The 12377-nt window shown below is 67.4% G+C and carries 11 protein-coding genes and 1 tRNA gene; 3 read left to right on the plus strand and 9 right to left on the minus strand.

Features of this window, described 5'->3' with window-relative positions:
• Positions 1-18 precede the first annotated feature (18 nt).
• Entirely contained in the window at positions 19-789 is a 771-nt protein-coding gene (locus tag GGR64_RS03440; RefSeq protein WP_184643951.1) for an SDR family NAD(P)-dependent oxidoreductase, read from the minus strand.
• Positions 790-924: 135 nt separating this feature from the next.
• Between GGR64_RS03440 and GGR64_RS03445 the strand changes: the two genes are divergently transcribed.
• Positions 925-1362: a MarR family winged helix-turn-helix transcriptional regulator gene (locus GGR64_RS03445; RefSeq protein WP_184448145.1), complete on the plus strand. Its 438-nt coding sequence runs from the start codon at positions 925-927 to the stop codon at positions 1360-1362.
• Between the two features lie 220 nt (positions 1363-1582).
• Here the strand turns inward: GGR64_RS03445 and cyoD are convergent, their stop codons facing one another.
• The 5 genes from cyoD to GGR64_RS03470 form a co-directional block, all read right to left on the minus strand.
• The gene (cyoD, locus tag GGR64_RS03450; protein ID WP_019796085.1) at positions 1583-1924 is read right to left on the minus strand and encodes a cytochrome o ubiquinol oxidase subunit IV; all 342 of its coding nucleotides are present in this window, start codon (positions 1922-1924) and stop codon (positions 1583-1585) included.
• Positions 1924-2550, minus strand: coding sequence for a cytochrome o ubiquinol oxidase subunit III (gene cyoC / locus GGR64_RS03455; RefSeq protein WP_184448146.1), 627 nt, complete (start codon positions 2548-2550; stop codon positions 1924-1926). The genes cyoD and cyoC overlap by 1 nt, the downstream gene beginning before the upstream one ends.
• Before the next feature lie 3 nt (positions 2551-2553).
• Complete coding sequence (gene cyoB / locus GGR64_RS03460; protein WP_184643953.1) at positions 2554-4554, minus strand: cytochrome o ubiquinol oxidase subunit I; 2001 nt, start codon at positions 4552-4554, stop codon at positions 2554-2556.
• Positions 4554-5495 carry a ubiquinol oxidase subunit II gene (cyoA, locus tag GGR64_RS03465; RefSeq protein WP_010341159.1) on the minus strand — a complete coding sequence of 314 codons (942 nt, stop codon included), beginning with the start codon at positions 5493-5495 and terminating at the stop codon, positions 4554-4556. The genes cyoB and cyoA overlap by 1 nt, the downstream gene beginning before the upstream one ends.
• 316 nt (positions 5496-5811) lie before the next feature.
• Positions 5812-5887 (minus strand) — tRNA-Thr (locus GGR64_RS03470).
• A 119-nt stretch (positions 5888-6006) separates the two neighbouring features.
• Here GGR64_RS03470 and GGR64_RS03475 point away from each other — a divergent pair.
• A complete protein-coding gene (locus tag GGR64_RS03475; RefSeq protein WP_184643955.1) occupies positions 6007-6963 on the plus strand; it encodes a hypothetical protein in 957 nt (318 codons plus the stop codon).
• On the plus strand, positions 6960-7667 hold the full coding sequence (locus GGR64_RS03480) for a hypothetical protein (RefSeq protein ID WP_184643957.1): 708 nt from the start codon (positions 6960-6962) through the stop codon (positions 7665-7667). Before GGR64_RS03475 ends, GGR64_RS03480 begins: the two co-directional genes overlap by 4 nt.
• Before the next feature lie 260 nt (positions 7668-7927).
• Here the strand turns inward: GGR64_RS03480 and ispH are convergent, their stop codons facing one another.
• From ispH to ileS, 3 genes are all read right to left on the minus strand, one after another.
• A complete protein-coding gene (gene ispH / locus GGR64_RS03485; protein ID WP_150409294.1) occupies positions 7928-8878 on the minus strand; it encodes a 4-hydroxy-3-methylbut-2-enyl diphosphate reductase in 951 nt (316 codons plus the stop codon).
• Between the two features lie 56 nt (positions 8879-8934).
• Positions 8935-9438, minus strand: coding sequence for a signal peptidase II (gene lspA / locus GGR64_RS03490; protein ID WP_160964381.1), 504 nt, complete (start codon positions 9436-9438; stop codon positions 8935-8937).
• Positions 9439-9544: 106 nt separating this feature from the next.
• Entirely contained in the window at positions 9545-12376 is a 2832-nt protein-coding gene (gene ileS, locus GGR64_RS03495) for an isoleucine--tRNA ligase (RefSeq protein ID WP_184643959.1), read from the minus strand.
• Between the last annotated feature and the right edge of the window lies 1 nt (position 12377).

Here is a 12377-nt window from a genome sequence, read left to right on the forward strand (position 1 = left end):
AACGGCGCATGCCACGCCTCAATACGTGCGCACCGGAAAACGCCCGGAAAAACCGTCGAACAAGGCGCGGTCGACGGCCAGACGCTGCCGAAGCTCCGCCGAGTCGGTCATCCCGAAGCCGAGTTCATCGGCCTGCCCTGCCTCGAGCCCGGCGAAGATCGCGTCGCAGAACACCTCCAGGTCCGCGCCATGCGCCACGCCCGTGCCCGCCAGGCCGGTGCGGACGGCGGGCGGGATGATTTCCACGACGCGAACCGGCGTCTCCGACAGCGCGAACCTGAGGTTGGCGGTGTAGCTACGGATCGCGGCCTTGCAGGCGCTGTAGACCGGTGCGAATGGTTGCGGGATCAAGGCGCCGCCGGACGATACATTGGCGATAAGGCATGGCTCTCCCTGCTTGAGCAACAGCGGGATCAGCAGATGATTCAGATGCACGACGGCAGAAAACAGGATCTCTATTTCGCGCTGGCGCTCCACCCAAGGCGCCTGGTCGTCGGCGAGCGACACCCGTCGTTGGATACCTGCGTTGTTGACCACCACGCGCAACCCCGGGCACTGCGCCTGCAGATACTGCGCGAGTCGCTCGCGCTCCTCGGCCACCCCGATGTCGTTGACCAGCGTGTGCAGGCCGGGCGCCGCCGACGCGGCACGCTCGAGCTTGCCTGGGTCGCGACCGGTGACCAGCACCCGGCTGCCTGCCGCCAGGAAGCGCCGGGCAAGGCCGAAGCCGATGCCATCGCTTCCACCAGTGATCACCACATCCACGCCTTCGAACGTCGTTGCTGTCATCGCGGTCGCCTTCGGAAGATCGGGACTGAGTCGCGGGCTCGTACAGCGCCGCAACCGCCAGATCCTGGTTGTCATGCCAACCAAAAGTACGCCCGCGTGGTTGCTACGTCAACCGCATCCGCCTAAGGTGCCGCGATGAACCAAGCACGCCTTTCCACCCGCGAACTAGCGATCTGGCACGCCTTCAAGCAGATGGGCCAGGCGGTGATGGCGGCGGTCGAAAAGGAGCTGACCGACCACACGGGCCTGACCGGCAGCGACTTCGGCGTGCTGTCGCGACTGATGGATCTGGGCAAGGGCGAACTGCGCCAACAGGCGCTCGCCGATTCCATGGGATGGCACAAGAGTCGGCTATCGCACCAGCTCACGCGCATGCAGGCACGCGGCCTCGTTCGCCGCAGCGACGCCGAACCGCGCGTGGTGACCGTCGCCATCACCGCCTTGGGCCAGGAGAAGATCGCCGCGGCGCGGCCGATCCATGCGGCCGCGGTCAGAACCTGGCTGCTGGATCGCCTCAGCGCCGAGGAGGCGAACGTGCTGCTGCAGCTTTCCGGCAGGCTCGGCCGGAGCTGACAACGGTCACGCGCCGCAGTGCGCTTCCGCGAGTCGCACTGCGAGCGGCGTTGGAGCGCACGCGTGGTGCGCCGATCAGGGTGCGGCAAGACGCTGGGACGAGCGCGCCGCTTTCGCGTCCACCGGCCGCCTGCCCATCCAGAAAGGCCGCACCCGCCTATGCCCCGCAACGCAAAAGGCCGCCCGGAGGCGGCCTTCGCGACGCAACTGCGGTGCGCGCTCAGTGCATCATGTTGACGTTGAGGTTGTGCATGACCCACAGCGAGCCGACCACCACGATGCCGATGATCAGCAGCGAGAACAGGCCCACGTGCACGTTGGAGCGCTGTTCGGCGGAGCGGTCCATGTGCAGGAAGTAGATCAGGTGCACCAGCATCTGCACCGCGGCCAGCACCGCGATGACGATGACGGTGACGCCGCGCGGGAACGCCCCGCTCATCACCATGCCGAACGGGATCACGGTCAGGATCACCGCCAGCACGAAGCCGACCAGGTAGGACTTCAGGCCGCCGCCATGGCCGTGCTCGGCGTGCGCGTCGGAGGAAGAGTGGTGGTTGGCCATTACAGCGCTCCCAGCAGGTAGACGATGGTGAACACGCCGATCCAGATCACGTCCAGGAAGTGCCAGAACAGGCTCAGGCACGCCAGGCGGGTCATGTTGCGCGGGGTCAGGCCGTTCCTGGCGATCTGGATCACCAGCACGGCCATCCACAGCAGGCCCGAGGTCACGTGCAGACCGTGGGTGCCGACCAGAGTGAAGAACGCCGACAGGAACGCGCTACGGCCGGGGCCGGCGCCCTCCTGGATCAGGTGGTGGAACTCGTAGATTTCCATGCCCAGGAAGCCCAGGCCCAGCGCCGCGGTGACCGCCAGCCAGCCGTACAGGCCGCCCATGCTGCGCTTGTTCGCCGAGATCATCGCGAAGCCGAAACTCAGGCTGCTGAACAACAGCAGGAAGGTTTCCACCAGCACGAACTTCAGGTCGAACAGTTCCTTGGCGGTCGGGCCGTCCACCGTCGCGCCGGCCAGCACCGCGTAGGTGGCGAACAGGCCGGCGAAGATGAGGCAGTCGCTCATCAGGTAGACCCAGAACCCGAAGACGGTGTTGCCGCCCGCGTCGTGATGTTCGTGGTCGTGGTCGTGGCCGCCCGCGTGGGCGGCGTGGGGATCGAGCGTCGTGGAAGCCATGGTTCAGACCGCCTTTGCGGCGTTGGCCGCGTGTTGCTGTTCCAGCAGGGCGAAACGCGCGTTCTCGATGCGTTCCACTTCCTCCGCCGGGACCCAGTAATCGATGTCGTCATCGAAGGTGCGCGCGATGAAGCTGCCGATCATGCCGACCAGGCCGATCACCGCCATCCACCAGATGTGCCAGGTCAGACCGAAGCCCAGGACGATGCTGAAGGCGCCGATCCAGAAACCCGCCGCCGTGCTGCGCGGCATGTGGATCGGTTCGTACTTGGCCGGACGCGTCCAGCCCTTGCCCTTGAGCTTGTCTTCCCAGAACTGGTCGCGGTCGTCGATGTGCGGCAGCACCGCGAAGTTGTAGAACGGCGGCGGCGAGGAGGTCGCCCACTCCAGGGTCCGGCCATCCCACGGGTCGCCGGTCAGGTCCAGGTTCTCCTTGCGCTTCCAGATGCTGTAGCCGATCTGCACCAGGTTCAGGAAGATGCCGATGCCGATGATCGCCGCACCCGCCGCGGCCACCATCAGCCACGGCGCCCACTCCGGGTGGTTGTAGCTGTTCATGCGCCGGGTCATGCCCATGAAGCCGAGCACGTACAGCGGCATGAAGGCGACGAAGAAGCCGATGATCCAGCACCAGAACGAAGCCTTGCCCAGCTTTTCGTTGAGCTTGAAGCCGAACGCCTTCGGGAACCAGTAGGTCAGGCCCGCCAGGTAGCCGAACACCACGCCGCCGATGATCACGTTATGGAAGTGCGCGATCAGGAACAGGCTGTTGTGCAGCACGAAGTCCACCGCCGGGATCGCCAGCATCACGCCGGTCATGCCACCGATGGTGAAGGTGATCATGAAGCCGATGGTCCACAGCACCGGCGCGGTCATGTGCACGCGGCCGCGGAACATGGTGAACAGCCAGTTGAAGATCTTCACGCCGGTGGGGATCGAGATGATCATCGTCGTGATGCCGAAGAAGGCATTGACGTTGGCGCCCGAGCCCATGGTGAAGAAGTGGTGCAGCCACACGATGAACGACAGCACGCCGATGCACGAGGTCGCGTACACCATCGAGGTGTAGCCGAACAGGCGCTTGCGGCTGAAGGTGGCGATCAGCTCGGAGAAGATGCCGAACGCCGGCAGGATCAGGATGTAGACCTCCGGGTGGCCCCAGATCCAGATCAGGTTGACGTACATCATGGCGTTGCCGCCACCGTCGTTGGTGAAGAAGTGCGTGCCCAGGTAGCGGTCCGCACCCAGCAGCGCCAGCGCCACGGTCAGGATCGGGAACGCGGCGATGATCAGGATGTTGGTGATCAGCGCGGTCCAGGTGAAGATCGGCATGCGCATCAGGGTCATGCCCGGCGCGCGCATGCGCATGATCGTCACGAAGAAGTTGATGCCGGTGAGCAATGTGCCCAGGCCCGAGATCTGCAACGCCCAGATGTAGTAGTCGACACCGACGCCTGGACTGTATTCCAGCCCGGACAGCGGCGGATAGGCCAGCCAGCCGGTCTGCGCGAACTCGCCCACGCCCAGGGAGATGTTGACCAGCGCCGCGCCGGCCACGAACAGCCAGAAGCTCAGCGAGTTCAGGAACGGGAACGCCACGTCGCGCGCACCGATCTGCAGCGGCACGATCAGGTTCAACAGGCCGGTCATGAACGGCATGGCCATGAAGAAGATCATGATCACGCCGTGCGCGGTGAAGATCTGATCGTAGTGGTGCGGCGGGAAGATGCCCTCGTTACCGCCGTGCGCGATCGCCTGCTGGGTGCGCATCATCGCCGCGTCGGCGAAGCCGCGCAGCAGCATGACCAGGGCCACCACGATGTACATGACGCCGATGCGCTTGTGGTCGACCGAGGTGAACCACTCCTTCCAGAGGTAGCCCCACAGCTTGTACTTGGTGATCGCCGCCACCACCAGCAGGCCCAGGAAGCCGGCGCCGCCGAGCGCCGCCATGATGATCGGCTCGTGGTACGGAACCGCCTCGAGCGTGAGTTTGCCTAGCATCACTTGTCTCCAGAAGTGCACATGGCGACCGGCTCAGCAGCCGATGCCGGATGAGCGTCATGGCCTTCCATCTTGTGGCCCTTGCCCATCATGTATTTGTCGATCAAGGACTTGAACAAACCGTCCTGCACCGAGGCGTAGTAGGTCACCGGGTAGGCGGCCTTGTCGTTGCGGTTGGCCGCCAGCACCTGGAACTCGGCCTGGTCCAGGGTCTTCTGCGACGCCTTGACCTTGGCCACCCACGCGTCGAAGCCGGCGCGGTCGGTGGCATGCGCGGCGAAGCCCATCTTCGAGAAGCCGTGGCCGCTGTAGTTCGCCGACAGGCCGAACATCTCGCCCGGCTCGTTGGCGATCAGGTGCAGCTTGGTCTCCATGCCGGCCATCGCGTAGATCTGCGTGCCCAGATGCGGGATGAAGAACGAGTTCATCACCGTGTCGGAGGTGATCTTGAAGTTCAGCGGCGTATCGACCGGGAACGCGATCTCGTTGACCGTGGCGATGCCCTGCTCCGGGTAGATGAACATCCACTTCCAGTCCAGCGCCACCGCCTCGATGGTGATCGGCTTGACCTTGGAATCCAGCGGCTTGTACGGATCCAGCGCATGCGAGGAGCGCCAGGTCAGCACCGCCAGGACCAGGATGATCATGCACGGGATCGACCACACCACCACCTCGATCGCGGTGGAGTGCGACCAGTTCGGCTCGTAGCGGGCCTTGGTGTTGGACGCGCGGTAGCGCCAGGCGAAGGCCAGGGTCATCACGATGACCGGGATCACCACCAGCAGCATCAGCACCACCGAGGTGATCAGCAGCGTCTTCTCGTCGTGGCCGATCTGACCCTTGGGGTTGAGGATGGCCGAGTTGCAACCGGCCAGCAGCAGCGCGGCCAGCAGCAACAGACCGGAGCGCAGCGAGCGCCGGAGTTGTTTCAACGGAATCATCGAACGATCCAATTGCGTAGGGGATGCGAACCGCGCGGGAGCGGGAAACGGGGCGCCGTAGAAGGGGCTGTCCCGCATCCGCCGCGGCATCCAGGCCGGCATGCGCGATCAACGACGCATTTTATGCTGCCGTGCCGCAACTCCGGAAGTCATTGACAAGCCCAGGCGGGCGCCAGGCCGCGTTTTTATGTGCGACACATTGCCGCACCCGGCTGCGACACGACGTCGCAGGCGGTCGCGCGCACGGACCTGCGTCGCAGAAACAGCCATCGCAGAAACCAGGAAGGCAGCCTCGCGGCTGCCTTCTGGGTGCAACTGGTGCCGGAAACAGGAGTCGAACCTGCGACCTACGCATTACGAATGCGCCGCTCTACCGACTGAGCTATTCCGGCGGAACTGGCAATTCTAGGCGTCGGCCCGGGCCGGGGTCAATCGCTGCCCGGGCCTTCGCGCGAGCGCAGCGACCGATGGGTTACCCTCCCGCCCCCGTCGTACGCATCCACCACTCATCGTGAAGTTGTTCGCCTGGTTCTGGCTCGCATTTCTGCTGTTCTTCGCCATCCCCTTCCCCTGCATCCTCTACTTCGCCAGCGACTGGCCACGCGTGCTGGCCCAGCCCAGTTCGCCCGCGTGGGCGCTGACCCTGCTGGCGCTGTCGCTGAGCCTGTGGCTGCACCTGCTCTACGCCTACCTGGACACGCTGCTGCTACTGCCCGGACGTGCACTGCAACGCGTGCGCCACATCCTCACCCACGGCGTGCGCCGCGAGGCGCTGATCGAACGCGCCGCACCGACGGGCGTCGAGGTCAAGGGATGGCCGCAGCTGTCGCTGACCCTGGCCTTCGACAACCTGTCCGGCACCCCCATCCAAGACACCCAGGTGATCGTGGACCGCAAGCCGGCACAACGCCGCTTCGAGACCGGGCGGACGGTGCCGCTGCGGCTGAGCACGACGCCGGGCGCCACTCCGAACCTCGTACTGGAGGACGCCGAGCCGGCCCTGGACCGCGCCAGCCTGTGGCGACGCGCGGCCGGTGCCGTGCTGCTGGTGGCCCTGGTCGGCGCGGCCTACGTCGTGGCCTGGCGCCTGCAGAACCGCGGGCTGGGCTGGACCTTCCTGTCCTTCAACCATCCGCTGCTGATGAGTGCGCTGGTGCTCAACGGCTACGTGCTGGCGCTGCGCGTGATCCTGCGCGTGATCCGCAGCAACGCCACCGACGAGACCCTGAAGTACCGCGGCCTGCGCGCCCGTGCGCGGGTGCTGGACGTGCGCCAGACCGGCACCACCCTCAACGAGCAGCCGCAGGTGGAGTTCCGCGTGGCGTTCGAGGACGCGTCGGGCAACAAGCACGAGGCGACGATGCGGCGGTTCGTGTCGCTGATCGACGTCGGGCAGCTGCCGCGCGACACCGTGTCGGTGCTGTACGACCCGCAACACCCCGCCCGCGCCGACCTGGAGCTGCCATGAAGACGCCGTCCACCCCAGTGGTACTCGCCGGCGTGGTGCTGCTGCTCGGCGGCATTGCCTTCGCCGGCGGCGCCTGGGACACCATCCGCGCCACCCTGCGGGCGGGACCGCGCCTGCAGGCGACCGCCATGCAGACCACCTCGAAGCCACAGTCGCTCGCGGTGACCCCGGCCGCCCCTGCCGATACGCCCCCCGAACCGGAGCCGCCGCCGGCACCGCGCGGCAACCTGCTGTTCGATCCGGAGCGGCTACGCGCGGCGCGGCAGGCGCTGGCGGACCTGCCCGAGCTGCAGGGCCATGACCTGCGCGTGTTCCATGCGGTGCATTTCTACGACAACCGCATCGGGCTCGAGCTGCTGGACCCCACGCAGCCGAGCCACGTGGACGAATACAGCTTCGACAACGAGCGCTGGCACAAGGAAGAACCGGTCAATCCCGGCATGTTCGGACCGTTCCTCAAGCCGGCCACCGACAACGCCGCCCTGCAGGACATCGATTTCGAGGGTGCGTATCGGGTGGCCACCGCCCTGAAGGAACAGGGCGAGGCGCTGCAGGCCAAGCCGGAGAAGGTGGACCACGTCTACGTGCTGATCGGCCGGCGCGGGCGCCTGCGCTGGATGCCGGATGGCGTGCAAGGCGATCGCGTCACCATGGGCATCCTCTTCGATGCACAGGGGCGGCCGCACGGCATGCAGCGCCAGTGAGCCGCGGCACCTGCGGCGCAGCCAAGCGCTGGGCGCAGCATGTGCGATGCCGGCATCGCCGCCAGGACGCCTTGGGCTCACGTGTCGAGGCGGCTTCAGGGCACCCCACCACGCTGCGGTTGCTGCGCATTGCACTGTCGTAAGAGCGGCTTCAGCCGCGACCGGCTTTACCAGGAATGCCCGTCGCGGCTGAAGCCGCTCTTACGATCGCAACGAAGCCCCAGCAAACCATTGCAAGAACGCGTAATTAGACGTGCCCGCTAGTCGACCAGACGCAGGCGCAGTTCCTTGGGCAGGGCGAACACCATCGACTCCGGTTCGCCGGCCAGTTCGGACACGCCGTCGGCGCCGAGTTCGCGCAGCCGCGCGATCACCCCGTCCACCAGCACCTGCGGCGCCGAGGCGCCGGCGGTCAGGCCGACGCGGCGCTTGCCGGCGATCCAGGCCGGATCGATCTCGTCGGCACCGTCGATCAGGTAGGACTCCACCCCGTCGCGCCGCGCCAGCTCGCTGAGTCGGTTGGAATTGGAGCTGTTCGGCGAGCCGACCACCAGCACCAGGTCGCACTCCCTGGCCAGGTCGCGCACCGCGTCCTGGCGGTTCTGGGTGGCGTAGCAGATGTCGTCGTTCTTCGGCCCCTGCATCGCCGGGTAGCGCGCGCGCAGCGCCTCGATGATGCCGCGGGTGTCGTCCACCGACAGCGTGGTCTGGGTGGTGTAGGCCAGGTTCTCCGGCTGCTGCACGTCCAGCGTGGCGACCTGCTCGATGTCCTCGACCAGATAGATGCGGCCGGTGCCGCATTCGCGGTCCCACTGCCCCATCGTGCCTTCCACCTCCGGGTGGCCGGCGTGGCCGATCAGCACCACGTCGCGGCCGGCGCGGCAGTGCCGTGCCACCTCGAAATGCACCTTGGTGACCAGCGGGCAGGTCGCGTCGAACACCTTCAACCCGCGCCGCTCGGCTTCCTGGCGCACCGCCTGGGCCACGCCGTGGGCGCTGAAGATCACCGTATTGCCGTCGGGCACCTCGTCCAGTTCCTCGACGAAGATCGCGCCGCGCTGCTTGAGGTCGTCGACCACGAAGCGGTTGTGCACCACCTCGTGGCGCACGTAGATCGGCGCGCCCAGGGTTTCGATGGCCCGCTTGACGATCTCGATCGCGCGATCGACGCCGGCGCAGAAGCCGCGGGGGTTGGCGAGCAGGACATCCATAGCTAGATCCGCCGGCCGCAGGGGGCCAGGCGCTTCGACAGGGAGAGTGGCACCGATTATCCCGCTTTTCGCTTCGCCTTGCCGTCGAACACGCCGAACAGGGCGATGCCGATGGCGCCGGCGACGATCGCCGAGTCGGCGATGTTGAACGAGGGCCAGTAGTGCTCGCCCACGTACCACTGGATGAAATCGACCACGTGGCCGTGCATCAGCCGGTCGATCACGTTGCCGATCGCCCCGCCGATCACCAGCGCGTACGGCAGCGCGCTGCGCCACTCGCCGCGCGGGGTGCGCGCCAGCCACCAGGCCAGCAGGGCGCTGATGCCCACCGCCAGCGCGGTGAAGAACCACAGCTGCCAGCCGCCGGCCTGGCTCAGGAAACTGAACGCCGCACCGGTGTTGTAGGTCCGATACCAGTTCCAGAAGCCGGGAATCACCGGCACCGCGGTGAACTCGGGCAGGCTGGAGAGCACCCAGGCCTTGCTCCACTGGTCTAGGCCGATCACCACGGCCGACAGCAGCAGCCAGATCAGGGCAGAGGGGTTGGGTCGTGCGGTCATGCCGGAAGTCCGCCTTGGGCGAATGAGGGAAGGAAGGACGGCCGGCGCCGCAATGGCGCCGCCGATGGGCCCGGCGACGCGCAAGACGCGTGGCCTGGGACGGGACTCAGAACCAGTGGCGCTCCTCGCCCGGCCCTTCGATGTTGCTGACGCAGCGGCCGCACAGTTCCGGGTGCGCCGGGTCGGCGCCGACGTCGGCGCGGTAGTGCCAGCAGCGCACGCACTTGGGCTTTTCGGTGGCCTGGGCGCTGACGAAGATCTCGTCGGTGGTGGCCTCGCGTACCACCACGTCGCCGCTGATGAACAGGAAGCGCAGTTCCTCCTGCAGCGGCTGCAGCTTCGCCGCGGTGGCGGCGTCGGCGGCGACGGTGATCTCCGCCTCCAGCGCCGCGCCGATCACGCCGTTGCCGCGCATCGGCTCCAGCACCTTGGCCACCTGCTCGCGCAGCGCCAGCAGCTGCTCGAAGTCGGCCGCGCTCAGCGCCGCGTCCTCCGGCAATGGCGCAAGGCCTTCGTACCAGGTCGCGAACAGCACATTGCCCAGGTGCGCGCCCGGCAGGTAGCCCCACAGCTCGTCGGCGGTGAAGCTCAGGATCGGCGCGATCCAGCGCACGAAGGCCTCGGCCACATGGAACATCGCGGTCTGCGCCGAACGCCGGCCGAGCGAGTCCTCGGCCATCGTGTACAGCCGGTCCTTGGTCACGTCCAGGTACAGCGAGCCCAGGTCCACGCTGCAGAAGTTCAGCAGCGCCTGCACGATGGCGGCGAAGTCGTAGCGCGCGTAGGCCGCCTTGATCTGCTCCTGCACCTCGTTGGCGCGGTGCACGATCCAGCGGTCCAGCGCCACCAGTTCCGGCAGCGGCCGCAGGTGCACGGCGGGATTGAAGCCATGCAGGTTGCCGAGCAGGAAGCGCGCGGTGTTGCGCAGGCGCCGGTAGGCATCGGCGTTGCGCTTGAGGATCTCCTGCGACAGCGACATCTCGTTGCTGTAGTCGGCCGAGGCGATCCACAGGCGCAGGATGTCCGCGCCCAGGGTCTTCATGATGTCCTGCGGCTCGATGCCGTTGCCCAGCGACTTGGACATCTTGCGGCCATGCTCGTCCACGGTGAAGCCGTGGGTCAGGCACTGCCGGTACGGCGCCGCGTGGTCCAGCGCCACGCCGGTCAGCAGCGAGGACTGGAACCAGCCGCGGTGCTGGTCGGACCCTTCCAGATACAGGTCGGCCGGCTTGGGCAGGCCGCGCTCGGTCAGCACCGCCTCGTGGGTGACGCCGGAGTCGAACCAGACGTCGAGGATGTCGGTGATCTTGTCGTAGTCGGCGGCCTCCTCGCCCAGCAGGTCGGCGGCGTCGAGCGTGTACCACACGTCCACCCCGCCCTCCTCGACCCGGTCGGCGACCTGTCGCATCAGCTCGGTGCTGCGCGGATGCGGCTCGCCGGTCTCGCGATGCACGAACAGCGCGATCGGCACGCCCCAGGTGCGCTGGCGCGAGATCGTCCAGTCCGGGCGCCCGGCGACCATGCCGGCGATGCGCGCCTGGCCCCAGGTCGGGTACCAGTGCACGCCCTCGATCGCCTTGAGCGCGTCGGCGCGCAGGTTGGCCTGCTCCATCGAGATGAACCACTGCGGCGTGGCGCGGAACGCGATCGGGGTCTTGTGCCGCCAGCAATGCGGATAGCTGTGGACCATGCTGGCGCGCGCCAGCAGCAGCCCGCGCGCGGCCAGCAGGTCGGCGATGACGTCGCTGGCCTTCCAGATGTGCAGCCCGGCCAGTTCCGTGCCATCGGCCGCGGGGGTCGACGGGAGGTACACGCCGCGTGCGTCCACCGGGTTGATCTGCGCGGCGCTGTAGCGCTCCAGCAGCCCGTATGGCTTGACCGCTACGTAGTCCTCCTGGCCGTGGCCGGGCGCGGTGTGCACCGCGCCGGTACCGTCGGTGTCGGACACGTGGGTGCCGAGGATCACCGGCACGTCGCGTTCGTCATAGAACGGATGCGCCAGCACCTGGTGTTCCAGCGCCGCGCCGGCGATGCGGCCGTGCACCACCACCTCATCCACCCCGTAGCGCTGCAGCGCGCGCTCGGCCAGCGCATCGGCCAGCACCAGCCAGCGGCGGCGACCGTCGCGGGCCGGGCCTTCGACCAGCGCATAGACCAGCTCCGGCCCCAGCGACACCGCCAGCGAGGCCGGCAGCGTCCACGGCGTGGTGGTCCAGATCGGCACCGCGACCTCGGCGCCTTCCGGCAGGGTCGCGCCGAACGCGGCGGCCAGCGCCGCGCCGTCGCGGGCCGGATAGGCCACGTCCACCGTCGGCGACTGCTTGTCGGCGTACTCGATCTCGGCCTCGGCCAGCGCCGAGCCGCAGTCGAAGCACCAGTGCACCGGCTTCACGCCGCGGGTCAGGTGGCCGTTCTCGACGATCCGGGCCAGCGCGCGGATCTCGTTGGCCTCGAAATGGAAGTCCAGCGTGCGGTAGGGGTTGTCCCAGTCGCCGATCACGCCCAGGCGCTTGAAGTCGCGGCGCTGCAGGTCGATCTGCTCGTTGGCGTATTCGCGGCACTTCTGCCGGAACTCCACCGCATCCAGCTTGACCCCGACCTTGCCGAACTTCTTCTCGATCGCGATCTCGATCGGCAGGCCGTGGCAGTCCCAGCCCGGGATGTACGGCGCATCGAAGCCGGACAGGTACTTGGACTTGACGATGATGTCCTTGAGGATCTTGTTGACCGCATGCCCGAGGTGGATCGCGCCGTTGGCGTACGGCGGGCCGTCGTGCAGCACGAACAGCGGCCGGCCCTGGGCGTTGTCGCGCAGCCGCGTGTACAGGCCCTCGCTCTCCCAGCGCGCCAGGATGTCCGGCTCGCGCTTGGGCAGGTCGCCGCGCATCGGGAACTCGGTCGCCGGCAGGTGGAGGGTGGCTTTGTAGTCCTGGGTCACG

The sequence above is a fragment of the Xanthomonas sp. 3307 genome, from assembly GCF_014199735.1.
Taxonomy (GTDB): Bacteria; Pseudomonadota; Gammaproteobacteria; order Xanthomonadales; family Xanthomonadaceae; genus Xanthomonas_A; species Xanthomonas_A rydalmerensis.